Here is a 23,734-nt window from a genome sequence, read left to right as displayed (position 1 = left end):
CACCCGCACATGACTCCGGCGCCGACCCTGATGCGACCGCCGCCTGGACCCCGCCCTACATCCCGCCTGGGCCCCTGGAGTCCCTCTTCAGATCCGAACCACGCGATCCCGGCGACGACCCCGCAGATGTCTCCCCACCCGGTGATCTCCCCCCAACCGAGAACGACCCTGTACGTAATGAACACCCGGCCAGCGATGACGACGACACCACGCCCGGAAGCGCCGGTCACCCCACTCCGTAGTCCTGTGTCCGAGGCGGCCGGTCGGGACACCGCGTCCCGACCGGCCGTCCGGAACGGTTTGATCAGCGGCGAACCCGACTTGTGTCCCCGGCCGCTGAAACCTGACAGTCCATCGCCGCCACCAAGGCCAGTCACCGGGGCACTTATGCGGACAGTCAGACCATATCTACAGCAGGCTGTTACACAGGGAACAAATCGGAAACACCACGTCATTTAATTGCTACGATCTAAATCTTTCACCAGCACGTGTGCCATGCAAAAGCCGATGATGAGCTCATGATGGCGCGGCGCTCTCGACGGGCATGGCTCTCTTTGGCTGCCTGGCTGATCATCCCCGTCATTCTGGCAGTGGCCAGTATTCGGGTCTTCGGAATGGAGGAGCGGGAAAGCGCACTGGCCGTTTTCCTCGCGCTGTCGCTGAGCATCGTGGGAGCCCTGCTCACCATCCAACGGACACGTGCGCATGTTCCATCCGCCAACGCCTCGACAAATCCGATCGGCGGCATGCCCGAAACCAGCGTCATGGCCAACGGAGAATCACCGGCCTTACCCGGCGGCAGCAGGGTCGACAACCACATGGGTGGCACCGCCGGAGTTCTACTCCAGGCAGGAGCGATCAATGGTGATGTGAACATGACATCCCAGCCGCCGCCATCGGCAGCCGCCGCACTGCGTACCCTGCCGGCCGATCTGGCCGCTTTCACGGGCCGTCAATCCGAGTTGGAGCGCATCGTCCAGACGCTGGAGGAACACGCGGGAGCGGGAGGCGTAGTACACATCGACGCCATCGACGGGATGGCCGGGGTCGGCAAGACCGCGTTCGCTGTGCACGCCGCCCATCACCTGGGGTCGCGCTTCCCCGACGGACAGTTCTTCGTGCGCTTGCACGCTCATACACCGGGGCAACGGCCGGTCGAGACGGCCGATGCGCTGTTCGCTTTGCTGCTGAGCGTCGGCGTCGCCGCCGCTCAGATCCCTGACAGTCTCGAATCGCGTGCGGCTCTGTGGCGCGACCGGATGGCCGGCAAGAAGGCACTGGTGGTGTTGGATGATGCCACAGACAGTGACCAGGTTCGAGCATTGCTACCCGGCAGCGGCTCGACACTGGTGTTGGTCACCAGCCGCCGGCGCCTGAGCGCACTGCCACAAGCCATGCCCATCACTCTGCAGGCCCTGCCTCCCCAAGATGCCGCAGACCTTTTCGTCCGGCTCACCGCACGTCCCGGTCCCGATGCGAACGATCCCACGGTGCGGCAACTCACAGAGCTGTGCGGGCATCTGCCGCTGGCTATCGGTCTGATGGCCGGGAAGCTCAGACACCGGCCTGCCTGGACAGTCTGCGATCTGGCCGCCGACCTCGCCTCTGCGGCCGACCGGCTAACCGCATTGCGCGCAGAGAGCCACTCCGTGGCCGCCGCCTTCGAACTGTCCTATTACGGCCTGGCCCCGGAGCAACAGCGACTGTTCCGACGGCTCGGCTTGCATCCCGGCAGCGATATCGACGCCTACTCCGCCGCCGCCCTCGACGCTGTCGATCACGATACCGCCGCAACTCTCTTGGACGACCTGTACGCGGTCCATCTAGTTGACGAACCCGCTCGGGGACGCTACCGCTTCCACGACCTGATCCGCCGGCACGCTCGTGTCCTCGCAGACCAGGACCTAGAGGTCGACCGCGAGGCCGCCCTGGATCGGCTTCTCGCGTACTACCTGCACACCGCACATACCGCCGATGGCCTGCTGCCCGGCCGCTATCCGCAGGCGTACGTGCGACACACCGGTGCGCGGCCCGTCGCCATGCCGGAACTGACCGGTCATGGCCAGGCCGGGGAATGGATGGAGCGGGAGAGGCTTAACCTGTACGCAGCGTTGAACCACGCCGCTGAGCACGGGAGGCCCGACATGGCGATCGGGCTGGCATCGGCGATGGCGCGATATCTGCAAGCGCGCGGCTACTGGGACCAGGCACTCGCCCTCTACCACACGGCCACAAGAGCCGCCAGGCAAGCACACGATGAGCTCGGTGAAGCTGAGGGACTGTTCCACATAGGGGACATGGAGCACATGCGGGATGACTATCCGGCCGCCGTCGCCAGTTTCACCCGAGCTCTCCAGCTCTATCGCAGGGCGAGCAACAGCCTCGGTGAGGCCAATGCACTAAATGACCTCGGCACCGTGCAGTCGATGATGGGGCATTACGCGGCGGCCGTAGCCAGCCATGAGGCGGCATTGCGACTGTACGAGGCCGTCGGCGAAGAGCACGGCCAAGTCGAAGCCCACTCCTCGCTCAGCTCCGTCCACTATGCAAGGGGAGACTTCGCCGAAGCCGCCACCCATGCCGAAGCTGCGCTCAAATTCCGTACTACGGATCAGCCAATCGGATGTGGTGGGGCCCTGAACACTTTGGCTCATATAAGACGCGCCCGGGGTGAGTCTCAGGCGGCCCTCGCCGGCTTCATGGAAGCACTGCGGCTGTTCCACGCGCTAGGCAGCCGCCCCGGCGTGGGCAACACTTTGAACGCGCTGGGTCATGTGCAGTACGAAATAGGTGACTTGGCGGCGGCTTACGCAAGTTACACCGAGGCCCTGCAGATACATCGCGTAATCGGCAATCCCGCTGGAGAGGCTACCTCTCTCAACGGCCTGGGCATGATCTGTGGGGCAAAAGCTGAATACGAGAAAGCCTTTGACACTCTCGCCCGAGCGGCCAAACTTCGGCACACCATCGGCCACCGTCTTGGCCAGGCCGAAACATTCAACGCATTGGGTGCGGTGCACCTTGCCGCCGCGGACGCGAACAAGGCTCAAGAAAACCACAGAAAGGCTCTGGCAATCTGCCGCGAAATCGGTACACCAGCGGAGGAGGCCAAGGCCCTCGAAGGTCTCGGACGAGGTCTCCTCGCCGACGCCCAGCCGGACGAGGCCCGCACTTCACTGCAACTCGCGGAAGCCATCTATCGAAGACTCGGCATCCACGCCACGCCGGTTCCACCAGCACCAGATTCAGGGCCTTCAGGACAATGACCTGTTCAGCATGATTGCTGCCGTTCAAGCTTGGCACGGAGCAATTGAGCGTCCGGCTGTACCAGTTCGTCGAAAATGATCAGGGCCTGCTGCCACGCCTCGCGGGCGGCCTGCTGATCACCTGAGGCGGCGTAGGAGTCACCGATCCTGGTCAGGACGTCCGCCTCGTCATAGCGGTTGCCCATTGCCCGCCATAGCGTCAACGCCGACTCATAGTGGGTCCGCGCCTGTTCGTGATTCCCGAGTTCAGCGTAGGTGTAGCCAATGCTGTCCAGTGTGTCCGCCTCACCGTCACGATCGTTGAGGTCCTGGAAAAGCTTGAGTGCGGCGCTGCACGTCTCCACCGCCTCCGGATATTCGCCGAGGTGAGCGTGGCACCAGCCGAGGTTCTCCAGGGCGTGGGCTTGGCCAGCCTTTTCGTGATGACGCTTGTGCAGGTGGAGCGCACGTTCGAGATGTTCCTTGGCCTCTCCGTAACGGTCCTGCTCCTCGTGGACAACACCCAAGGCGATGAGCGCGTTGGCCTCGTGCACCTCCGAGCCGAGCCGCCGCAAGAGTGTCAGGGCCTGGAGCAGTTGCTCCTCGGCCTCGGAGAAGTGGCCGATGCGCGCATGTGCGTACCCGATGCTGGTGCGCATCAGCGCTTCGGCCTCACGGTCGCCGAGTCGCGCCGTGGCTTGCAGGCCGGCTTCGCTGGTGTGCAACCGGTCGGACGCGTGACCGCGGCGGTCGAAGTAGACGCCGAGCGTCCAGGCGAGCCCCCACGCATGCGTGTCGAACCCGTGACGCAGAGCATGGTGCACGGTCTCCACCAGGCCGGTGTGCTCGATTTCGAGCCAGCCGATGGCCTCTTCATAGGTGGAGAACACTGGCGCGGGGAGGCTCCCGGCAGAAGACGGCAGGTCGACGCGGGGCGGTTGGGAGCGATCGCACGGTCGGCGGCATCGGCCGCCCGCAGCAGGAAATCGTGGAACCGCAGCAGCGCCTCCCGGCAGGACTCCGCGGTCTCGTCATGCTCCAACTGGTCTGCCGCGAACGTGCGCAACAGGTCGTGGACGCGGAAGCGGTCACGGGTCACTTCGCTGACGAGGTTGGCCTCCACGAGCACACCGAGCAACTGGCGGGCGTGGAGAAGTGATTTGTCGGCCAGCGACGCCGCACCAGCGAGGCTGATCTCGGGCCCAGAAGCCAGCCCGAGCAGGCGGAAGAGCCTGGCGGGGCCTGGAGAAAGGTTGCGGTAGGACCAGGAGAACACGGACGCTACATTCGTCGTTTCGCTGTCGTGCAGATCCAATGCGTAGAGCCGATCTCTTTCGGAGCGCAGGTCTTCGGTGAGCGATTCCAGTGACCAATTGTAAATCGCTGCCCGCGCTCCGACTATGCTCAACGCGAGGGGTAATCTGCCGCAGAGTTCCACAAGTGTGGCTGCTGCGCTTCTTTCGGCTTCGACGCGTTCGTTGTTCAGGTGGCGGACGAGTATTTTGGCGGCCTCCCGCCGGCCCGGCAACTTCATCGCCACAGGCACGGCACCGTGGTCCGCCACCAGCGCCCCCAGCTTGTTCCGGCTGGTGACGATAGCCGTACAGGTTGGTGAACCAGGAAGAAGAGGGCGCACCTGGTCGGTACCGAGCGCGTTATCCAGGATGACCAGGACTCGTCGCCCATCGAGCAGGGAACGATAGAGCGCAATCCGATCATCCACTTCAAAGGGAATATTATCCGGCCTGATTCCCAAAGCAGCGATAAAACCCTTCAACGCGTCACTTGGCGCCACCGGTGCGCCACCAGGGTCAAATCCCCGCAGATTAACGTAAAGGTGTCCATGAGGAAAACGATGGGACACCCTGTGGGCCCAGTGCAAGGCGAGCGTCGTCTTGCCGATCCCGGCCATGCCACTGATGGCGTAGATGGCGCCGAGGCCGGGCCCTCCCTCATCCAGCGCCTTGTCAAGAGCGGAGAGCGCGCCCTTGCGGCCGATGAAACGGCTGGTCGCCGGCGGGAGCTGCCTCGGCACCACGGGAGCTGAGGGCTCCTGCCAGTGAATCTGCACGCCCCCGCTGATTGATCCTGCCTGTATCGCCGGGCCATGGACCGAACCCGACAGCTCGTTGGTCGACTTGTCCCCCGACGACGCGGAAGGTGACACCTGCGCAATCACGGTCCGACTGGTTCCTTGCCGACGACACCGGCCTGCTGTCGACTCCAGGATCGCATGGCGCTTCGTATCATGTCATTAACTCAAGAGGTCGAAGCAATGCGACAAATGAGATTTATCAGGATAGAGAGGTCGATATGGACGAGACCGCCCTGGCTCTTGTATCCGCAGCCATTACCAGTCTCGTTACTGGAGCGACCGGTGAGGTCGGCAAGGGGGCATGGACGTCGCTCGTCGCGATGGTGAAGAAGACGCTCGGTAAGAACGGGGAAGAGCAGCCGACCCTGGAGCTCGTCGAAGCCGTCAGGACGGAGAAGCGGGACGTCATCGAACTGTCGGAAGTCCTGGTGGAGCAGGCCGGGCAGGATGCCGAGTTCGCGAGCGACCTGCGGGCCTGGCTCGAAGACGTCAAGGTGCTCGCGAAATCCGACGGGCCCACCAATATCGTGGCGGGAAGCGCGCGAATCACGGGCCCCGTGATCCAGGGACGCGACTTCTCCGGGCCGATAAGCTTCGGCACTCCGCCACCAGGCACGAACTGAAACACCCGCGGCTGATGCCGTAATCCGGTAAGAATCTACACTCGGGTGACACACCCGGGATACGTCACAGGTGACCGAGCAGAGGCACCTGGCTGGGCTGACGAAGAGCCCAGGCGCGGGTGGGTGCCGGACGGCCCACGCTCCAAACGGGCAACGAGTGGGGACATGACGCCGCGAGGCGCGGACGGCCAGTGCGCCGGAGGCGCCTCGGGGGCTGGTGAGCCCTCAGTGCGCGAAGCGCCTCCGTTCGAAGTCCCTTGTGCCCCGGGCGGCGGCCCTCGGATCGGCCCGCCGGGCGGCGGGCCCCGGATCAGCCCGCCGGGCGACTGGCCGGCCTATGCGGCGCGGTAACCCTTCGGCTCCTCCGGGACGAGGATCCACATGGCGACGTAGACGACCCAGAGCGGCCCCGGGATGAGCGACAGCAGCAGCCAGAGGATCCGGACAAGGGTAGGGGGCATGCCCAGCTTGTCGGCGAGACCGCCGCAGACGCCGGCCAGAATCCTGTGCTCTCGTGAGCGGTACATGCTGTTTTCCTCCGTGTGGTTACGACCTACCTGTAGAACGGGCGGCCCCACCGCAGAACTCCCGTCAGGGACCCTGAGAAAACCCTGTAAGGGTCAGCCACTCATGTGCCATGCCCAGATGACGGCTGGTCAGTCCCTCTCTGGGGTCCACATGCACCAGCAGGAAATCGTCGAGACCCTGATGCACCCTGAGGTACTCCTCGTCCTCCGCCCACACCTGGTCGTCGAACCACACGAACGGCCGCCGCCCCACGTAGTCCGCCACGTGCGGCGTCTTGAACATCTCGCCGAACTCGCTGGGCGCCCCGGGGGTCATGGGGATGACGGGCAGCGAGGGCAGGCCGATCCTGGGCGCGATCCACTCGTTGGCGTGCTCCTCCCACGTGGTCGCCCACACCAGCTCGGAGCCGGTCGCGAGGGCCAGGTCGAGGAGCCTGCGGCCGTGCCTGGCGTTGAGGTGCACGGTGTAGACGTCGGTGCCGACCGTGCACCGGTAGCGCCTGAAGTCGGGAGTGGCCCGGCCCATCGGGTTGAGCACGCCGTCCACATCGACCAGTAGCAGGGGTTTCACTTATCGGCTCCGGCCCGGTGTTCCTGGGGGCTGATCCCGCGTACGCGCTTGAAGGCCGCGCTGAGCGCGAACGGGCTGCCGTACCCGACCTTCCTGGCGACCGCGCCGATCGTGGCGTCGGGCTCGCGCAGCAGGTCGGCGGCCAGCGCCAGGCGCCAGTCGGTGAGGAAGGCCATCGGCGGCTCGCCGACCAGGTCCGTGAAGCGCCTGGCCAGCGACGCCCTGGAGACTCCGACCTCGGTGGCCAGGGCGGCGACGGTCCACGGGTGCGCGGGGTTGTTGTGCAGCATCCGCATGGCCTTGCCCACCACCGGGTCGCTCATGGCGCGGTACCAGGCGGGCGCCTCGTGCGTGGCGAACCACGAGCGCAGCACCGCGATGAGCAGCAGGTCGAGCAGCCGGTCGAGGACCGCCTCCTGGCCGGGCTCGTCCTTGACGATCTCGGCGCCGAGCAGCGAGATGATCGGGTCGCCCGGCTGCACGATCAGCGTGGGCAGCGCTTCCAGCAGCCGCCGGCTGACCTCGCCCTCGAAGTTGTAGGTGCCGGTGAGCAGCACGGTGTCGCCGTCGGGGTTGTTGCCCCAGGTGCGGATGCCCAGGTCCATGGCCTGGTAGAGGGACTCGCCGTCGAGGGTGGTGCAGTGCTGGCCGGGGTGGATGACGATCTGCGGCTTGGTGTCGGGGTCGTCGGACACCGTGTACGGCTCGGGCCCCCGGTTGATCGCCACCTCCCCCGGCCGCAGCGGCACGGGGTCGGCGTCGTCCAGAACGATCCATGCCTGCCCGCGGACCAGGGCCGTCACCGACAGCGGGGCCTCGTCCTGGATGCGCAGTGACCAGGGCGGATCCAGGATCGAACGCAGCAGGAAGGCGCCGCGCGCCCGCGGGCCGTCGAGTAGCGCCGCGAGCTGGTCCATGGTTAGACGATCGCATATGGGATTGCGCTTCTCAACCATGGAGCGTCTTATCGGTATGGTGACTTACTAGATATATGACGATTTTGGTGCTCGGCGGCACCGGCAAGACCGGCCGCCGCATAGCTGACCAGCTCACCGCCCGCGGACTGCCCGTACGCATCGGGTCCCGCTCCGCCGTACCGGCCTTCTCCTGGGAGGACCGCGCCACCTGGCGGCCCGCGCTCGACGGCGTCACCGCCGTCTACCTCTCCTACTATCCCGACCTGGCGCTCCCCGGCGCGTACGACGACGTCAAGTCCTTCACCGAGCTCGCCGTCCGCGCGGGCGTGCGGCGGCTGGTGCTGCTGTCCGGCCGGGGCGAGCCGGAGGCCCAGGCCAGCGAGCGCACGGTCGCCGAGTCGGGGGCGGAGTGGACGGTCGTCCGCTGCAGCTGGTTCATGCAGAACTTCAGCGAGGGCTTCCTGCACGGCCAGGTGCTCGACGGCGTCGTCGCGCTCCCCGGGCCCGACGTGGCGGAGCCGTTCGTGGACGTGGACGACATCGCCGACGTGGCCGTGGCCGCGCTCACCGAGGACGGTCACGCGGGCCGGCTGTACGAGCTGACCGGCCCGAGGCTGCTGACCTTCGCGCAGGCGGCGGCGGAGCTGTCGGAGGCCACCGGCCGGCAGATCGCCTTCGTCCAGATGACGCCGGAGGAGTATCGGGCGGCGGCCACGGAACAGGGCCTGCCGGAGGAGGAGGCGACGGGCCTGACCGAGATGTTCGCCGGCATCCTCGACGGCCGCAACGCCCACCTGGCCGACGGCGTACGGGAGGCGCTCGGCCGGCCCGCCCGCGACTTCACCGACTACGCCGCGGCCAACGCCAAGGCGTGGACGGTCTAGTTCGGCAGGCCCTCGCACAGCTTGTCCACAGGGGTGCTCTCGCGCATCGCGAGCCGTCCGCAGCGGACCCGCGGCGTGCCCTCGCCGGCCCTCATCACCGCGATGACGGCGTCCACGGGGTCGTGCCGGTCCGTGTCGTCGAAGTCCAGCACCCCGATCACGCGGTTGACGATGCCCAGGCCCGGCAGCAGGGGGAGCTGGTAGAGCAGGTCGCCGTGGTCCACGCGGGGGCGCGGGCCGGGCTCGTGGACCAGGCTCGCGGCCTCGTGGAGCAGGTCCGCGGCGGCGTAGGTGAGGATGAGGTTGTCGTCCGCCAGCAGGTCCTTGCTCCCCGCCAGCTCCTCCTCGTCGAGCAGCCTGGCGATGAACAGCGGCCGGCTGGGCACGGCGGCATCCCCACCACCGGCGGGCTTCCCACCACCGGCAGGCGCCGTCTGGGCCTTCTTGCCGCCGGCGGGCGCCGATTCGGGAGACAGCCAGAAGCGCCGGTCCCCCAGGCTGGTGTAGTAGAGGTCGACCCCGTCCCGCCCGAGCGGCGGCCCCTGGCCGTGCGCGGCCTCCCTGGTGATGTCGTCGCCCGCGATCACCATGGGCTTCCGCTCCCCGCAGCTCGCCTTGGCCAGCGAGTTCAGGAAGGACCTGATCTCCGGCGAGCGGCCGGCGTAGAAGTAGACGTCCGGCCGCTCCTGGCAGGCCCCCGCCACGGCCTGCTCGACCCCGCCGGTGACGGTGTACGGCACCAGCACCGGCCGCTGCCCGCTCTCCTTCTCGAAGGCAGCGGCGAAGCCCTGGGCCAGGTTGCCGGTGTAGACCTCGCCGTCCGACTCGTCATGGACGATCACGGCCTTCGGCGCCGCCACTCCCGGGAGCAGCCGGTGCCGGGCGAACCGGGCGGCCAGCGCGGCCTGCCGGGCGTTGGTCGGGCTCACCCGGAAGAAGTATCGCGTGGCCCTGCCGCCGACCTCGACGAGATCGTCCGCGCTCCCCGTGGTGCCCACCATGGGGATCTTCGCGCGGGCGAGGGTGGCGATGGCCTCGCGGACGCCGTTCGTGCTGCGGGCGAAGCCCACCACCCCGGCGATGGACGAGTCGCGCTTGACCAGCTCGGCGATCTGGCGCGCGGCCTGCCCGCCACGGGTGAACTCATCGCCCGCGTTCGCCAGCAGGACGCGGAGCCGCAGGCCGCTGTGCTTGTCGCGCTGCAGGTCGGCGAGTGAGCGCAGCTCGCCCCGGCTGCCGATGACCTTGCTGTCGACGTCCCCCGCCGCCAGGGAGTATTCGCCGAGCACGACCAGCGACACGTACCGGCTCTGGCCGCCGATCGCGGCGTTCTCGTCGTCGATCCGCGCCACCAGCGGCGCCAGCGCGGGGTGGACCACTCCGGCGGGAGTGCGCCGCCCGTCGTTGAGCACCCCCACGCACTCCTTGCCGATCTTCGTGACGTAGGTGAGGCCGCACGTCTGCTGGGCCAGTACGGCCTTCCTGTCTCTCTCGGCGGAGCTGTCCCACTGATCGCGCAGGATCGCCATGACGGGCCCGCACACCAGCAGCGCCGCGACCAGCCAGTAGAGGGCGGCCCGGCCCCATCGCAGCCGGGGGCGGGGCTCGGCCGACTGCGCGGCGCCCTCCGGCGCGTCGACCACGAGGTAGGGGCAGGCCACCTGCCTCTGCCAGGCGCGGACCCGGGCCCGCAGGCTGGAGAGCTCCACCCGCGCCCGCTCGACCGCGTCCACCGGTGGCGCGCTGTCGCTGGAGGTGAGGACGAGCAGCGGCACGTGCTGCCCCGTCCGCTCGCGCTCGTCGTGCACGAGCTGGATGAAGCGATGCGCGACGTGCTCCCCGCCGGCGCCCGGATCGGCGCTCATCCGGCTCACCAGCAGCAGGCAGTAGACGCCCCGCCCCCAGCTCGGCCACGGCCAGCGCCGCTGGTAGGCCTGCCGCAGGTCCTCGCAGAACGCGTGCACGAGCAGCGTGTCGAGCTGCTCGTCGGTCGGCTCCTCGGCCAGCCGCCGGTGGTAGGCGCCCATGGGCTCGCGCTTGTCGCGCGGGAAATAGTCCTGGTGCCTGGCGAAGCGCCGGTAGGCCAGCCAGCCGGTCGCCTGCAGGCCGACGTGGACCAGGCTGGCCACGCCGCCGGCCAGCGCCGGGCCGATGAGGGTGATGTGCTCCAGCACGGCGACCGCGCGCCCCAGCCCGGCGAAGACGCCGGTGCTCACCGGCACCCAGGCGGGCAGCGCCCGGCTGAGGTAATCGACGATTTCGCCGGTGCGGACCGAAGCCCGCCGTTCCCTGCGCCATTCTTTGTACGCCTGCGCCCAGCCGTCCGCTTTACCCTCGCCATTTCTGCGCCGGGCGGCGACCCAGAGCAGGAATTCGGTCATGGGAAATCGCGGCGCGGGCATCAGGGAGGACGTGATGCGCCGGACCAGCCCTTTGACGACCAGCTCCACCAGATCGGGCACGTCCCCGACCCTGGCCAGCTCGTCCCGCCCGACGACGGCGCAGGGCGCCTTCCAGTTGTACGGGCGGACGAGCTGCTCGGCGACCTGACCTGCGGCGTCAGCGCCGACGAAGACGAGCACGGGCAGGTGCCGGTCGCGCCGCCACACCGCGGGCCGCCGGAGCAGGTCGCCGACCGTCTCGTGCCGCCCGTCCGCCGTGTTCGCCTTGTCGGGCATCCGGTGCTCCCTGCCGAGTTCGATACTCGCGCGAATATGCGCGGGACGCAGACCCCATAGCTTTACACCGTGCTGACAATTCCGATGCGGAAAACGGGGACGCCCTTCATACCGGCAGGTTATGACTGACGGATTTATCCTGACTAATGGCTCCGAACTACTTTGGCGGGATCCCATCCGGGCCGCGGCACCGAATCGAGCAGCAGCCTGGTGTAGGCGTGCTCGGGCTCGGCCAGCACCCGCGCGACCGGCCCCTGCTCCACCACCACCCCTCTGTGCAGCACCAGCGTGTCCTCGCACAGGTGCCGGACCACCGCCAGGTCGTGGCTGACGAACAGCAGCGCGACCCCCGAGTCCCTGCGGACCTGCGCGAGCAGTTCGAGGATCTGCGCCTGGATGGACACGTCGAGCGCGGCCACCGCCTCGTCCAGCACGAGCACCGACGGCTCCACCGCCAGCGCCCTGGCGATGGCCAGGCGCTGGCGCTGGCCGCCACTGAGCCCGTGTGGCCTGGCCCCGGCCTCGCGGCTGCCCAGCCCGACCTGGTCGAGCAGTTCGGCGGCGCGCGAGCGGTCCTTGCCGTGCAGCCTGAGCGCGGTGTGCAGGCACTCGGCCGCGGTCAGCCTGGGGTCGAGCGACAGGTACGGATCCTGGAACACCATCTGGATCTCGCGCGCCCTGCGCAGCCGGGCGGCCCGGCCCCGCTCCCTCGCGGACCTGACCCGGCCGGCGACGGAGATCGTGCCGGAGTCGGGCGTGACGAGGCCGACGAGCATGCGGGCGATCGTGGTCTTCCCCGACCCCGACTCGCCGACCAGGCCGAGCGCGCCTCCGGGCGGCAGGTCGAACGACACCCGGTCGGCCGCCACGGTGCTCTGGAAGGACTTGCACAGATCACGTACGGCGAGCATCACACCTCCACCAGACGGCAGGCGGCGGACCCGCCGGACACGGTCACGGGCCGCGGCGCCCACTCCCCGCACGCGTCCGCCGCGTGCGGGCACCGGGGCGCGAAGGGGCAGCCGCCGAACACGTCGTCCAGCGAGGGCGGCCGGCCGGGGATGGGCCGGATCGGCCGGGGGTCGCCGAGCTCGGGCGTGCAGGCCAGCAGCCCGGCGGTGTAGGGATGGCGGGGATCCTCGAACAGCTCCTTGGCCGGCCGCGACTCCACCACCGTGCCCGCGTACAGGACGTGCACCCGGTCGCAGAAGGCCGCCGCCAGGTGCAGGTCGTGCGTGATGAACAGCATGCCGAGCTCCCGCTCCGCCTGGATCCGGCGCAGCAGCGCCAGCGTCTCGGCCTGCGTGGTGACGTCGAGCGCGCTCGTCGCCTCGTCGGCCAGCAGCAGCGCGGGATCGGCGGCCAGCGCGGCGGCGATGACCACGCGTTGCAGCATGCCGCCGGACAGCTCGTGCGGGTACTGCCGCATACGCAGCTCCGGGTCGCGCATGCCGACGGCGGCCAGCAGCTCCAGCGCCCGCGCGCGGGCCTCGGCCTTGGGCCGGCCCAGCGTGAGCACCATGCGCTCGGTCAGGAAGTCGCCGATCCTGCGGACCGGGTTGAGCGACGAGCGCGGGTCCTGGTAGATCATCGACACCTGCGCCGCCCGCAGGTCCCTGAGCGCTGCCGGGCTCATCGTGAGCACGTCCTCGCCCGAGACCAGCACCCGGCCCGACACCCGGGCCGCGGCGGGCAGCAGGCGCAGCACCGAGCGCGCGATCGTGGACTTGCCCGAGCCGGACTCGCCGACCAGGCCCACGATCTCGCCCTTGCCGACGGTGAGCGACACCTCGCGCAGGATCGGCCGCCGGCCGCCCGCCTCGATCGTCAGCCCTTCCACGGAGAGCAGCATCACGTCCCCCTCACGCCCATGCGGTCGGCGAGACGTACGCCGATCACGTTGAACGACACGACCACCAGCGCGATGGCCGCGCCCGGAATCAGCACCGGCAGGAACGCGCCCTGCACGATCGCCGGCTGCCCCTCCTTGACCATCAGCCCCCAGTCGGAGGACGGCGGCTGCGCCCCGAACCCCAGGAAGCTGAGCGTGGCCAGGCTCATCAGCCCCTCGCCGAACAGCACGACCAGGTAGCCGACGATCGAGCGGGCCATGTTGGGCACCAGGTGCCGGACGCAGATCGTGAACCCGCCCATGCCCTGCACCCGGTAGGCGTCGATGTACGGCTTGCCGCACTCGCCCAGCGCGACGCTCCGGGTGTACTTGGCGATCGTCGGCGTGTACGCCAGCCCGAGCGCCAGCACCGCCGTGGTCATCCCGTTGCCGAACACGGCCACGATGAGCACCACGAACAGCAGCCCGGGGAAGGCGTACATGACGTCGGTCAGCCTGGACACGACGGCGTCCACCCAGCCCCGGTGCCAGGCGGCCAGCGTGCCCAGCGCGACGCCGAGGACCGAGGCGATGGCCAGCAGCGCCAGCGGCCCGATCAGCGAGGTGCGGGCGCCGTACAGGGCCCTGGAGAACAGGTCGCGGCCGGACTGGTCGGCGCCGAGCAGGTGCCCGGGCGACATCGGCGCGAGCGTGGCGGCGAAGTCGACGGCGTCCGGCTCGTACGGAGCCACCAGCGGCGCGAGCACCGCCGCCGCCACGACCAGCAGGAGGAACGCACTCGCCAGCCAGTAGCCGAGCGGCCGGGCCGCCTTCGGGGGCAGCGTGGCGACCATGGTGGTCATGCCCGCCTCCTCACTCGGGGATCGATCAGCGGTTGCAGCAGGTCGACCAGCGTGGTCACGGCGATGTAGCAGGTGACCATGAGCAGCAGCACGGCCTGTGTCACGGGGAAGTCGTGGGTGTTGATCGCGTGCACCAGCAGCGAGCCGATCCCGTTGAGCCCGAACGCGGTCTCCACGGTCACCGTGCCCGCGAGCATGCCTGCCGTGACCAGCCCGCACATGGTCACGATCGGCCCGAGCGCGCCGCGGAAGACGTGCCTGACCACGATCAGCCGCTCGGCCAGCCCGGAGGCGCGGGCCACGCTCACGTGGTCAAGCTCGCGCTGTTCGACCATGGACTGCCTGGTCACGCGGCTGATGATGGCCAGCGCGCCGAGCGCCAGCGTCACGGCGGGCAGCGTCAGATGCCACAGCGATCCGCCGCCCATCACGGGGAACCAGCCGAGCTGCACGCCGAACAGCGAGATCAGCACCGTGGCCGTGACGAACGGCGGCACCGAGGTGGCGAACGTCGTGCCCGCCACCACCGCCGAGTCCGTACGCCCGCCGCGCACCGCCGCCAGCACCCCCAGCGCGACCCCGAAGACCACGAACAGCACCGACGCGTACGCCACCAGCCCGAGCGTGCTCGGCAGCCGGGCCAGCAGCAGGTCGCCGACCTGGTCGTTGTACTGCGTCGAGCGCCCGAGGTTCCCGGTCACCGCGTCGCCCAGCCACCGGCCGTACTGCACCAGGAACGGGTCGTCGAGGTGGTACTGGGCGCGGACCGCGGCCAGGTATTGGGGCGTCAGGTTCTCCTTGCCGCCCGCCAGGAACGTGACCGGGTCGCCGGGCGCCGCGTAGGACGCCGCGAAGATCACGAACGAGGTGGCGAGCAGCGTGGCGACGAGCCCGGCCAGCTTGCGCACCACGGCTCAGCCCTTGGCTCCGAGATCGACCGCCCACGGATAGCCCATGTGGACCTGGGAGGCCGGCGGACCGGTCACCTTGCCGCCGAGCACGACCGCGTTGGGCACCTCGACCAGCGAGATCCACACCATGTCGGCGGTGAACAGCCGCTGCAGCTCGATCACGTCCTTCGCGCGGGCCGCGTCGTCGGTGGTCTCCAGCGCCGTCGCCACCAGCTTGTCGTAGGCGGGCGAGCTGAAGCCGACCCAGTTGTTGGACGAGCCGGTCAGGCCGTTGTCGTAGAAGCCGATGGGGTCGGATTTGGTGATGTACCAGTCGTCGGGCACGAGGTCGACCTGAGCCCGCAGCGATTCATCCGTATAGAAGCTGCCGAACTCGCTCGCCGGGACCGTCTTGATCTGCGCCGCCAGCCCGATCTTCTTGGCCGCGTCCACGACCGCGTTGGCGATGACCGTGCGGGACTGCTCGCCGTTGGTCGCCACCACGATCGGCTCCTTCGGCGAGCCGGCCTCCTGCACCAGCTTCCTGGCCTCCTCCAGCCGCGGCGACTCCGGCGCGCCCTGGAGCTGGTCGTAGGCCGACTGGAAGGCCGCCTTCTCGTACGACCACGCCCCCGCGCCGACCGGCACCTTCCACGGCCTGGCCAGCCCCGCGAACCCGGACTTGGCGATGCCCGCCCGATCCACGGCCAGTGACAGCGCCCGGCGGATCTTCGGGTCCTTCATCACGCCGCGATCGGTCGGCAGCAGCACGAACACCCTCGTCGTCGCGCCGTAGGCCACGCTGACCGCCTGGTTGGCCTGCAGCGCGACGGCGGGCCCGGTGTCGGAGAGGTACGCGCCCTGCGCCTCCCCCGTGACGAGGCTGTTGACCAGCGCCGTGTCATCGGCCCACTTGAACGTGACGCTCTTGGTGAGCGGTTTGACGTCCTTGTTCCAGTACGCGGCGTAGCGCTCGATCGTGAGCTGACCGCCCGACTTCCACTCCGCCAGCCGGTACGGGCCGCTGCACGCGTCCTCGTGGCCGGGCGTGCCGTACTCCTTGCCGAGCCGCTCGACCACCTTCTTGTTGAGCACGATGCCCGCGCCACCGGCGAGTGCCTGCACGAACAGCGCGTTCGGCTTCTTGAACGCGACCGTGACCTCGTGCTCGCCGGTCTTGCGCACGGACTCGACGTCCTCGAACTCGTCGGACTCGTCCATGCCGTCGCCCGCGTGCCGGTCGAGGCTCCACACCACGTCGTCGGCCGTGATCGGCGAGCCGTCGTGGAACGTGACGCCCGTGCGCAGCGTGAGCACCATCGTCTTGGGGTCGGGCTGCGCGGCCCGCTCGGCCAGCCACGGCTTGACCGTCATGTCGGGCTGGGTCTGCATGAGGCGCTCGCAGACGTTGGACATCACCGTGCGGTTGGGGGTGCCGCCGTCGGCGTCGAGGTCGAGCGTGCCCGGCTCCTCGTCGAGCAGCCAGACGGCGTTGTCGAGCGGGCCCGCCGCCTTGGCCGTGCGGTCGACCAGCGTGAGCTTGGCCGGGTCCGGCGCCTTGGTGGTGACTGCGGGTCCGCCGCAGGCGGCGGTGAGACCGATGAGCCCGGCCAGGGCGAGTGTCTTCTTCACGGGGTCTCTTTTCCATGCGGTCCGTCGTAGAGGTTCCAGGGCACGCGCTCGTACTCGTGGTCGCAGGGCGTGCCGGCCGCGATCAAGTAGTCGCCCGTGGTGAGGTCGACGCAGCTCGACAGCAGGGTCGCCCACCGCTTGACGGCGGGCTGGGTCTCGTCGGGGTGGGTGCAGAGGGACTCGGGGTAGCCCAGGTGGTCGGACATCGCCTGCCTGATGCGCTTGCGGGCCTCGTCGGTGCCCGACGCCTCGCGCACGGTACGCAGCCCGCCCTCGGCCCGCGGCACCCGGAACAGCGAGTCGGCCGAGCCCGGCCGGTAACCGGCGGCGAGCTGCGGCGGCACGAACGCCTGGTAGTGGTTGCCGTGCACGAGCAGCCCGTCCGTCGGGTACATCCAGCCGACCGCGCCGGGCGTGGTCTCCAGGTCGATCGCGAACCCCTCGCGATGCGTGATCAGCGCGTTGCTCGCGATGTGGGCCCGCGACTTGGTCAGCGCCTCCAGCGCCGCGTTGAGGTTGTCGCTGTCGAGCACCCTGCGCCTGATCAGCGTCTGCGGCACGCCGACCGAGTCGTCGAAGCGCCCGCCGAGCCCGTTGGCGTTGAGCGCGATGCCCGCCGAGTTGGCTCCCTGCCGCCCGACCTGCCCCGCCTCCACGTGCATGATGACCGTCGGCCGGCCCGGCTGGACCACTCTGAGCACCATCAGCGTGTCCGACACGCCGTCGCGCCAGTCCCAGTTCTGGCCCGCGTAGACGTGGCCGTCGCCGGCGGCCTCCGCCATCAGCGCGAACGACGTGCACCCGTCGGGCTCCATGGCGCTGAAGGTGGTGTCGTAGATGATCTCGCCGCGGGCGTTGAGCGCGAGGACGTCGAGGAAGCCGACGCCGGCCCCCTCGGCGATGCCCTCCATCTCCGCCACCAGCTCCGGCGCGAACGCCCTGCTCGGCTCGGCCCAGCGCGCCGCGCGCTGGACGACCTGCTCCCAGGTCAGGCCGCTGGAGTGGGCGAACGCCTCGGCGTAGTAGGCCAGCGCGCGCTCGATGCGCTCGCGTGCCTGCTCGCCGTACTGGCGGCCGCGTTCGCGCGGTGCGCCGGAGATCTCGACGGTAGGCAGGGAAATGGGGCTCAATGGTGCTCCTTGGACCGGCCGGCAGCCTGTAACGTTTATTTCAGGAGGCGGCGAGTCTGTAGCGGTCGTTTCCAAGGCCCAAGAGTAATGAGCGCTACACGGGAGTCAAGAGCTGTAATGGAAAATACACACAGCCCAATCGAGCAGCTCAGAGCCATGGTCAGAGAGCTCTGGGAAGAGCTGTCGCCGGCCGAGCGGGCCGTGTGCCACTATCTGATCTCCACCTCGCCGGAGCAGATCCTGTTCGCCAGCGCCCAGGAGCTGGGCAACGCGACGGGCACCAGCAACGCCACCGTGGTGCGCACGATGCAGCGCCTCGGCTTCGGCGGCCTGCCGGGGCTCAAGCGCGCGCTGGCGGCCGAGTTCACCTCCGCTGTGGCCCCCGACGTACGGCTCAAGCAGCGCATCAGCCACGTCGGCCAGGACCTGCCGGGCATCTGGGAGCGGGTCTTCGACGAGGCCCGCGAGCGCATCGAGCACTGCAGCAGGCTGCTGGACGAGGAGGCGTTCAGGAAAGCGGTCGAGCTGCTGGTCAACGCCCCCGGCGTGTTCGTCTACGGCGCGGGCGCCTCGGAGCCGGCCGCCCATCACCTGGCGCTCAAGCTCAACCGGCGCGGCCACCGCGCCCGCGCCGTCTCCGCGACGGGGTTCGCGCTGGCCGACGACCTGCTGTGGCTGGCGCACGGCGAGGTGCTGGTCATCTTCCAGCCGGCCCGCAAGCTCAAGGAGATCACCGTGCTGATCGACCGGGCCCAGGCGGTCGGGGCCGGCATCGTGCTGATCTCCGACGAGCTCGGCGGCTCCTTCGCCGACCGCGTGGACGCGGTGCTCGCCGCCCCGCACACGCCCACCGGCATCACGGCCGAGACGTTGACCGGCATCATCGTGGCCGACGCGCTGCTGCTGGCGCTCGACTCGCTCGACGAGCCGCGCTCGGTCGAGCACTCGCATCAGCTCAACGCATTACGCGAGCAACTCCTCGGTCCCCGTTTCCGCTAGCCTCACCCTCGTCACTCCCGTGCTTTCCCGAAGGGTGTAGTCGTGATCGGCTGGCTAGAAGCGGTGGTTCTGGGGTTGGTCCAGGGGCTCACAGAGTTCCTGCCGATCTCCTCCAGCGCCCACATCCGTGTGGTGTCCGCGTTCGCCGGCTGGGAAGATCCGGGTGCCGCGTTCACGGCGGTCATCCAGCTCGGCACGGAGACGGCCGTGCTGATCTATTTCCGCAAGGAGATCTGGGAGATCATCTCCACCTGGACCCGCTCCCTGTTCGACAAGGAGTTGCGCAGCCACTGGGCCGCGCGCATGGGCTGGTACGTCATCGTCGGCACGCTGCCCATCGGCATCCTCGGCCTGGTGCTGAAGGACCAGATCGAGACCGTCTTCCGCGACCTGCGGGTGGTGGGCACCACACTGATCGTCTTCGCTCTCATCCTCTGGTTCGCCGACCGCACGGCGCGCAACAAGCTCACGCTGGAAAAGCACCTGAGCTTCACCCACGCCATCGTGTACGGCTTCGCCCAGGCCCTGGCCCTGATCCCCGGCGTCTCCCGCTCCGGCGGCACCGTCACCGCCGGTCTGCTGCTCGACTACCGCAGGGAGGACGCGGCCAAATACTCGTTCCTGCTGGCCATCCCGGCGGTCCTGGCCTCCGGCCTGTTCGAGCTGAAGGACATCGGCGAGGGCCCGGCCCCCGCCTGGGGGCCGACGATCCTGGCCACGGTCATCTCCTTCATCGTCGGCTACGCGGCCGTGGCCTGGTTCCTGCGCTACATCAGCACCCACCGGTTCACGCTCTTCGTGATCTACCGGATCATCCTCGGCTTCTTCGTCATCCTCGCGGTCACCTTGAACTGGATTCCAGCGCTGGGCTGACGGGCACCCGGTAATAGGCCGCCCACGCGTCGTCGCCCATGCGCAGGATCTTCAGCCCGATCCAGCCGAGCGCGGCGACGGGGGCGGTCCAGAACGGCACGGTCAGGGGGCCGTACGGCACCAGGAACCCGCCGAGGTAGCCGGCGGCCACCACCGCCGGCACCCACCACCCGACGAACCCGGCCCGCCACACGGCCGCGGTCAGCAGCGGCAGGCCGATGAACCCGAAGAACATCCACGGCATCTGGAAGCCGAAGATCACGCCGGGCAGGTTCAGCATCTCGTCGAGGATGCGCTGCGCCTCCTGCGGCGAGTTGTGCCGGCCCAGCCACCACTCGACGGGGTCGATGAGCAGCAGCCCGGACAGCTGGAGATAGCCGATCACCGCCAGCGCGCCCGCCACGTGACCGAGCCACGTGGCCTTGCGCCTGGTCAGGTGCACGAGGCCGATGACGGCGACGGCCATCAGCATCCAGCTCCAGTGGTAGAGGGCGGACTGGGCCTGGGCGAGCGCGGGGTTCGCGCCGAAGCTGACCGCCTCCCGGTCGTCGCCCCAGGTGCCGGGATCGACGAGGACGGCGACGGCCTGGAGCAGCGGGGCCACGATCAGCAGGACGCCTGCCGTGACGCGGCGAAAGGTCACCTGGTCTTTCAACATGCCGCCGACGGTAGGCGCGGCCGGCGCCCCCGTCGTCCGTCTCCTGGCCGACCGGGCGTCCCCTGGGAGACGGAGAAGATCGGCGCCGCCGGCGAAGGTCAGACGGTCACCGGGGGATGTAGCGCGCCCCCGGCGTCCCCGCGACCTTGACCAGCCCGGCCGCCACGATCTCGCGCATCTTTTTCACTACCCGATGACTTCTTCAATGTTGAATTCAAGGGTGGATGAATTCCACGTGGTTGAATAGTCCCATGGCCGAAGAACGCGGCAGGCGCCCGGGCAACCCGCAGACCAGGGATTCGATCCTGGAGGCGGCGATCGAGTCGTTCGTGACCCGGGGCTACGGGGGCACGACGATCAGGGCCGTGGCCCGGGCCGCGGGGGTCGATCCGGCCCTGGTGATGCACTTCTTCGGCAGCAAGGACAAGCTGTTCGAGGCCGCGATCCACGGCACCATGCCGGTCGCGCTGGTGATCGAGGCCATCGGCGGCGACGAGGAGCACCTCGGCGAGCGGCTCGTCAGGAGATACCTGTGGCTGTGGGAGCACCCGGTGCACGGCCCGAAGCTCGCCGCCGTGCTGCACGCGGCCACCGCCACCCCGGCGGCGGCCGAGCTGCTCAAGGAGCTGATGAGCAGGGAGCTGCTCGGCCCGATCGCCGGGACCCTGTCACACGATCACGCCGAGGCCCGCGCCCTGCTCGCCGCCTCGCAGCTCCTGGGCCTGGCCCTGATGCGCTACCTGCTCAAGGTGGACCCGCTGGCGTCGATGCCGGCCGACCTGGTGGCGGCCGCGGTGGCGCCCGGCATCCAGCGCTACCTGACCGGCACGCTCTCCTTGGCCGAGATCGCGGCGGCGCCCCGGTAGGTCACCAACGTGAACAGCAGCGCCAGCAGGGCCAGCCCGGTGGAGAGCACGACCACGCCGGTCCTGCCGTACCAGTCGAGCGCCGCGCCGCCGGCCAGCCCGGCCACGAACAGCCCGACGTACTGGGCCGAGGAGAGCAGCCCCAGGCCGATCGGCACGTTGCCGGGCACCGCCGCGACGGTCCTGAACTGCTGGGCGGGGGCCACCAGCCAGCCGAGCCCGCCCCACAGGAACGCCCACACCAGCGCGACGGGCAGCGCCAGGTTCGCGACGGGGATGAGGGCCAGGAACACGGTGGACGCGCCGAGGCCGATCAGCACCATCGCGCGCGGCCCGTACAGGTCGGTGAAGCGCCCGCCGAGCTGGTTGCCCACGATGCCCCCGAGCCCCCACGCCCACAGCAGCGCGGGCAGCGGCAGGTCGAACAGCGACCCGATGTAGGTGTACGCGGTGAACGCCGCCGCGAACATCAGCAGCTGCGTCGCCAGCACCGCCTGCACCCGCCGGTCGCCCAGCGGCGCGAACCGCTCCCGCAGCCGCCCCGACGCCGGGATCCTGACCTCGGGGATCACCGCCGCGACGCCGATGAGCCCGATCACGCCCAGCCCTGCCACCAGCCACAACGTGGACCGCCAGCCCGAGACCGAGCCCAGCCAGGTGCCGAGCGGCACGCCGATCGCCGACGACACGGTCATCCCGCCCATCACCAGCGCCAGCGCCCGCCCGCGGCGCTCGGGCGTGGTCAGCGCGTTCGCCACGCCCGACGCGGTGGGCGTGAACATGGCCGCGCCCGCCGCCGCGATCACGCGCGTGGCCATGACCAGCGGGTACGTCGGGGCCAGCGCGGTCAGCGTGTTCCCGAGGATGAAGACCCCCAGGGCGACCAGCAACAGGTTCTTGCGCGACAGTCGCGCGGTCACGGCGGCCAGCAGCGGTGACAGCACCGCGTACGCCAGCGCGAACACCGTCATCAACTGCCCGGCGGCAGACCTGGAGATCCCCAGATCTGCCGAAATAGGCGGCAACAGACCGGCAGTCACGAACATGCCGGTGCCTACAGCGAAATTTCCGACAGCAAGCGGATAGAGCCGCGACCCCATGGAGCCTCCACATACGTAAGTTGGATGCTCATCAAACTGTCTTATAGTTGGATTGTTGTCAAACAATAAGACGGAGGTAGGGTTCAACCATGCGCCTGCTGCCCCATCCCGCCACCGAGGACATCGAGCTCACCGAGGTCCTGCGGGCGCTGTCCGATCCCGTCCGCCTGGAGATCGTCGCCCGCCTGTACGTGAGCGGCGAGCTGACGTGCGGCACCGCGGGCGACGACCTCGGCATCCACAAATCGACCGCCTCACACCACTACCGGGCGCTCCGCGAGGCGGGCGTGATCTCCTCCAAGCAGGACGGGCGGCTCAAATACATCAGCCTGCGCCGCGACGACCTCGACCGCCGCTTCCCCGGCCTGCTCGACTCCGTCCTCGCGGCGATCCGGACGCAGCTCTGACCCCCATGACCAGCCCTGACGCGCTGCCGATCCGGCCTGTCCTGCCTGAGCTGCTCGCCGTCCTCGACCGGCGGGGCGCCGCCGTGCTGACCGCCCCGCCCGGCACCGGCAAGACGACGGTGGTGCCGCTGGCCATGGCCGAGGCCGGGATGCGGGTGCTGGTGGCCGAGCCGCGGCGGCTGGCCGTCCGCGCGGCGGCCAGGCGGATGGGCGTCAGCTACACGATCCGCGGCGAGCGGCACGCGGGCGCGAACCCCATGGTCGAGGTCGTCACCACCGGCGTGCTGCTGCAACGGCTCCAGCGGGACCAGGAGCTGGCCGGGGTGGACGCGGTCATGCTCGACGAATGCCACGAGCGCCACCTCGACGCGGACACGGCGCTGGCGTTCCTGCTCGACGTACGCGACACGCTCAGGCCGGACCTGCGGCTGCTGGCCACCTCCGCCACCGCCGACGCCGCGCCGTGGTCCCGGCTGATCGGCGGCCCCGTCGTCGCGGCGACCGGCACCACGCATCCGGTCGAGACGGTGTGGGCCCCGCCGGCTCGCCCGGTCGCGCCGCCGCACGGGCTGCGCGTCGATCCGGCGTTCCTGTCACATGTGGCATCGGTCGTCCGCCGGGCGCTCGCCGAGCAGGACGGCGACGTGCTGTGCTTCCTGCCGGGCGTGGGCGAGATCGCCAAGGTTGCCGGGCTGCTGACGGGCCTCTCCGGGGTGGAGCTCCTGCAGGTGCACGGCCAGGCCCCCGCCCACGTCCAGGACGCCGTGCTGGCACCCGGTCGCTCCCGCAGGGTGGTGCTGGCCACGTCGGTGGCCGAGTCCAGCCTGACCGTCCCCGGCGTCCGGGTGGTGGTCGACTCCGGCCTGGCCCGCGAGCCGCGTACGGACCACGCCCGCGGCCTCGGCTCCCTCACCACGGTCAGGGTGTCGAAGGCGGCGGCGGACC

At 69.5% G+C, this 23,734-nt stretch carries 22 protein-coding genes; 8 read left to right on the top strand and 14 right to left on the bottom strand.

Translation table 11 applies throughout. From position 1 onward, the window contains the following. Positions 1 to 518 precede the first annotated feature (518 nt). Positions 519 to 3,266: an ATP-binding protein gene (locus tag ETD85_RS42285; protein WP_138695464.1), complete on the top strand. Its 2,748-nt coding sequence runs from the start codon at positions 519 to 521 to the stop codon at positions 3,264 to 3,266. Positions 3,267 to 3,271: 5 nt separating this feature from the next. Here ETD85_RS42285 and ETD85_RS42280 read toward each other — a convergent pair whose 3' ends face one another. Further along, entirely contained in the window at positions 3,272 to 3,904 is a 633-nt protein-coding gene (locus tag ETD85_RS42280) for a tetratricopeptide repeat protein (RefSeq protein ID WP_138695463.1), read from the bottom strand. Further along, positions 3,904 to 5,424 carry an ATP-binding protein gene (locus ETD85_RS42275; protein WP_170247137.1) on the bottom strand — a complete coding sequence of 507 codons (1,521 nt, stop codon included), beginning with the start codon at positions 5,422 to 5,424 and terminating at the stop codon, positions 3,904 to 3,906. The genes ETD85_RS42280 and ETD85_RS42275 overlap by 1 nt, the downstream gene beginning before the upstream one ends. Positions 5,425 to 5,558: 134 nt before the next feature. Between ETD85_RS42275 and ETD85_RS42270 the strand changes: the two genes are divergently transcribed. Next, complete coding sequence (locus ETD85_RS42270) at positions 5,559 to 5,963, top strand: hypothetical protein (protein WP_138695461.1); 405 nt, start codon at positions 5,559 to 5,561, stop codon at positions 5,961 to 5,963. A gap of 335 nt (positions 5,964 to 6,298) precedes the next feature. Here the strand turns inward: ETD85_RS42270 and ETD85_RS42265 are convergent, their stop codons facing one another. The 3 genes from ETD85_RS42265 to ETD85_RS42255 form a co-directional block, all read right to left on the bottom strand. Further along, positions 6,299 to 6,490: a PspC domain-containing protein gene (locus ETD85_RS42265; protein WP_138695460.1), complete on the bottom strand. Its 192-nt coding sequence runs from the start codon at positions 6,488 to 6,490 to the stop codon at positions 6,299 to 6,301. Between the two features lie 64 nt (positions 6,491 to 6,554). Then, on the bottom strand, positions 6,555 to 7,061 hold the full coding sequence (locus tag ETD85_RS42260; protein WP_170247136.1) for an HAD domain-containing protein: 507 nt from the start codon (positions 7,059 to 7,061) through the stop codon (positions 6,555 to 6,557). Next, complete coding sequence (locus ETD85_RS42255; protein ID WP_138695459.1) at positions 7,058 to 7,978, bottom strand: AraC family transcriptional regulator; 921 nt, start codon at positions 7,976 to 7,978, stop codon at positions 7,058 to 7,060. Before ETD85_RS42255 ends, ETD85_RS42260 begins: the two co-directional genes overlap by 4 nt. A 74-nt stretch (positions 7,979 to 8,052) precedes the next feature. Between ETD85_RS42255 and ETD85_RS42250 the strand changes: the two genes are divergently transcribed. Beyond that, positions 8,053 to 8,862 carry an NAD(P)H-binding protein gene (locus ETD85_RS42250; RefSeq protein WP_138695458.1) on the top strand — a complete coding sequence of 270 codons (810 nt, stop codon included), beginning with the start codon at positions 8,053 to 8,055 and terminating at the stop codon, positions 8,860 to 8,862. Here ETD85_RS42250 and ETD85_RS42245 read toward each other — a convergent pair. The 7 genes from ETD85_RS42245 to ETD85_RS42215 all read right to left on the bottom strand — a co-directional run bounded on the left by ETD85_RS42245 (position 8,859) and on the right by ETD85_RS42215 (position 17,886). After that, positions 8,859 to 11,540, bottom strand: coding sequence for an ABC transporter substrate-binding protein (locus ETD85_RS42245; RefSeq protein WP_138695457.1), 2,682 nt, complete (start codon positions 11,538 to 11,540; stop codon positions 8,859 to 8,861). The genes ETD85_RS42250 and ETD85_RS42245 overlap by 4 nt on opposite strands. A gap of 143 nt (positions 11,541 to 11,683) precedes the next feature. Next, entirely contained in the window at positions 11,684 to 12,451 is a 768-nt protein-coding gene (locus tag ETD85_RS42240; protein WP_138695456.1) for an ABC transporter ATP-binding protein, read from the bottom strand. Then, the gene (locus ETD85_RS42235) at positions 12,451 to 13,392 is read right to left on the bottom strand and encodes an ABC transporter ATP-binding protein (protein ID WP_138695455.1); all 942 of its coding nucleotides are present in this window, start codon (positions 13,390 to 13,392) and stop codon (positions 12,451 to 12,453) included. The genes ETD85_RS42240 and ETD85_RS42235 overlap by 1 nt, the downstream gene beginning before the upstream one ends. Then, positions 13,392 to 14,234, bottom strand: coding sequence for an ABC transporter permease (locus ETD85_RS42230; protein ID WP_138695454.1), 843 nt, complete (start codon positions 14,232 to 14,234; stop codon positions 13,392 to 13,394). Before ETD85_RS42230 ends, ETD85_RS42235 begins: the two co-directional genes overlap by 1 nt. Beyond that, positions 14,231 to 15,145: an ABC transporter permease gene (locus ETD85_RS42225; RefSeq protein WP_138695453.1), complete on the bottom strand. Its 915-nt coding sequence runs from the start codon at positions 15,143 to 15,145 to the stop codon at positions 14,231 to 14,233. The genes ETD85_RS42230 and ETD85_RS42225 overlap by 4 nt, the downstream gene beginning before the upstream one ends. A gap of 3 nt (positions 15,146 to 15,148) precedes the next feature. After that, positions 15,149 to 16,756 (bottom strand): ABC transporter substrate-binding protein, encoded by a 1,608-nt coding sequence (locus ETD85_RS42220; RefSeq protein ID WP_206059209.1) that lies wholly within the window; start codon positions 16,754 to 16,756, stop codon positions 15,149 to 15,151. Then, positions 16,753 to 17,886, bottom strand: a complete 1,134-nt coding sequence (locus tag ETD85_RS42215; RefSeq protein WP_240779781.1) for a C45 family autoproteolytic acyltransferase/hydrolase — start codon at positions 17,884 to 17,886, stop codon at positions 16,753 to 16,755. The genes ETD85_RS42220 and ETD85_RS42215 overlap by 4 nt, the downstream gene beginning before the upstream one ends. A 156-nt stretch (positions 17,887 to 18,042) precedes the next feature. On the opposite strand from ETD85_RS42215, the gene ETD85_RS42210 reads away from it, so the two are divergent. Both ETD85_RS42210 and ETD85_RS42205 read left to right on the top strand, forming a co-directional pair. Next, positions 18,043 to 18,885 carry a MurR/RpiR family transcriptional regulator gene (locus ETD85_RS42210; RefSeq protein WP_240779780.1) on the top strand — a complete coding sequence of 281 codons (843 nt, stop codon included), beginning with the start codon at positions 18,043 to 18,045 and terminating at the stop codon, positions 18,883 to 18,885. A 42-nt stretch (positions 18,886 to 18,927) separates the two neighbouring features. Further along, positions 18,928 to 19,758 (top strand): undecaprenyl-diphosphate phosphatase, encoded by an 831-nt coding sequence (locus ETD85_RS42205; protein ID WP_206059207.1) that lies wholly within the window; start codon positions 18,928 to 18,930, stop codon positions 19,756 to 19,758. On the opposite strand, the gene ETD85_RS42200 is transcribed toward ETD85_RS42205, so the two are convergent. Further along, on the bottom strand, positions 19,727 to 20,416 hold the full coding sequence (locus ETD85_RS42200; protein WP_138695451.1) for a hypothetical protein: 690 nt from the start codon (positions 20,414 to 20,416) through the stop codon (positions 19,727 to 19,729). The two genes, ETD85_RS42205 and ETD85_RS42200, sit on opposite strands and share 32 nt — an antisense overlap. 251 nt (positions 20,417 to 20,667) lie before the next feature. On the opposite strand from ETD85_RS42200, the gene ETD85_RS42195 reads away from it, so the two are divergent. After that, a complete protein-coding gene (locus tag ETD85_RS42195; protein ID WP_170247135.1) occupies positions 20,668 to 21,282 on the top strand; it encodes a TetR/AcrR family transcriptional regulator in 615 nt (204 codons plus the stop codon). Here ETD85_RS42195 and ETD85_RS42190 read toward each other — a convergent pair. Continuing rightward, a complete protein-coding gene (locus tag ETD85_RS42190; RefSeq protein WP_138695449.1) occupies positions 21,231 to 22,382 on the bottom strand; it encodes an MFS transporter in 1,152 nt (383 codons plus the stop codon). The genes ETD85_RS42195 and ETD85_RS42190 overlap by 52 nt on opposite strands. A gap of 89 nt (positions 22,383 to 22,471) precedes the next feature. On the opposite strand from ETD85_RS42190, the gene ETD85_RS42185 reads away from it, so the two are divergent. Together ETD85_RS42185 and ETD85_RS42180 are read left to right on the top strand one after the other, a co-directional pair. Next, the gene (locus tag ETD85_RS42185; protein WP_138695448.1) at positions 22,472 to 22,789 is read left to right on the top strand and encodes an ArsR/SmtB family transcription factor; all 318 of its coding nucleotides are present in this window, start codon (positions 22,472 to 22,474) and stop codon (positions 22,787 to 22,789) included. A 5-nt stretch (positions 22,790 to 22,794) separates the two neighbouring features. Then, positions 22,795 to 23,734: helicase-related protein (locus ETD85_RS42180; protein ID WP_276617320.1), on the top strand; the 940-nt coding region annotated here is incomplete at its 3' end.

The sequence above is a fragment of the Nonomuraea zeae genome, from assembly GCF_005889725.1.
GTDB classification, from domain to species: Bacteria; Actinomycetota; Actinomycetes; order Streptosporangiales; family Streptosporangiaceae; genus Nonomuraea; species Nonomuraea zeae.
This window is presented reverse-complemented; position numbering and strand designations above follow the sequence as displayed.

Excerpts from the sequence above, each read along its gene's own strand:
- ETD85_RS42250 (WP_138695458.1), top strand. The coding sequence starts at position 8,053 with ATGACGATTTTGGTGCTCGGCGGCACCGGCAAGACCGGCCGCCGCATA.
- ETD85_RS42255 (WP_138695459.1), bottom strand. The coding sequence starts at position 7,978 with ATGGACCAGCTCGCGGCGCTACTCGACGGCCCGCGGGCGCGCGGCGCC.
- ETD85_RS42285 (WP_138695464.1), top strand. The coding sequence starts at position 519 with ATGATGGCGCGGCGCTCTCGACGGGCATGGCTCTCTTTGGCTGCCTGG.
- ETD85_RS42265 (WP_138695460.1), bottom strand. The coding sequence starts at position 6,490 with ATGTACCGCTCACGAGAGCACAGGATTCTGGCCGGCGTCTGCGGCGGT.
- ETD85_RS42200 (WP_138695451.1), bottom strand. The coding sequence starts at position 20,416 with ATGTTGAAAGACCAGGTGACCTTTCGCCGCGTCACGGCAGGCGTCCTG.
- ETD85_RS42235 (WP_138695455.1), bottom strand. The coding sequence starts at position 13,392 with ATGCTGCTCTCCGTGGAAGGGCTGACGATCGAGGCGGGCGGCCGGCGG.
- ETD85_RS42245 (WP_138695457.1), bottom strand. The coding sequence starts at position 11,540 with ATGCCCGACAAGGCGAACACGGCGGACGGGCGGCACGAGACGGTCGGC.
- ETD85_RS42240 (WP_138695456.1), bottom strand. The coding sequence starts at position 12,451 with ATGCTCGCCGTACGTGATCTGTGCAAGTCCTTCCAGAGCACCGTGGCG.
- ETD85_RS42195 (WP_170247135.1), top strand. The coding sequence starts at position 20,668 with ATGGCCGAAGAACGCGGCAGGCGCCCGGGCAACCCGCAGACCAGGGAT.
- ETD85_RS42270 (WP_138695461.1), top strand. The coding sequence starts at position 5,559 with ATGGACGAGACCGCCCTGGCTCTTGTATCCGCAGCCATTACCAGTCTC.
- ETD85_RS42185 (WP_138695448.1), top strand. The coding sequence starts at position 22,472 with ATGCGCCTGCTGCCCCATCCCGCCACCGAGGACATCGAGCTCACCGAG.
- ETD85_RS42190 (WP_138695449.1), bottom strand. The coding sequence starts at position 22,382 with ATGGGGTCGCGGCTCTATCCGCTTGCTGTCGGAAATTTCGCTGTAGGC.
- ETD85_RS42210 (WP_240779780.1), top strand. The coding sequence starts at position 18,043 with ATGGTCAGAGAGCTCTGGGAAGAGCTGTCGCCGGCCGAGCGGGCCGTG.
- ETD85_RS42280 (WP_138695463.1), bottom strand. The coding sequence starts at position 3,904 with ATGCGCACCAGCATCGGGTACGCACATGCGCGCATCGGCCACTTCTCC.
- ETD85_RS42230 (WP_138695454.1), bottom strand. The coding sequence starts at position 14,234 with ATGACCACCATGGTCGCCACGCTGCCCCCGAAGGCGGCCCGGCCGCTC.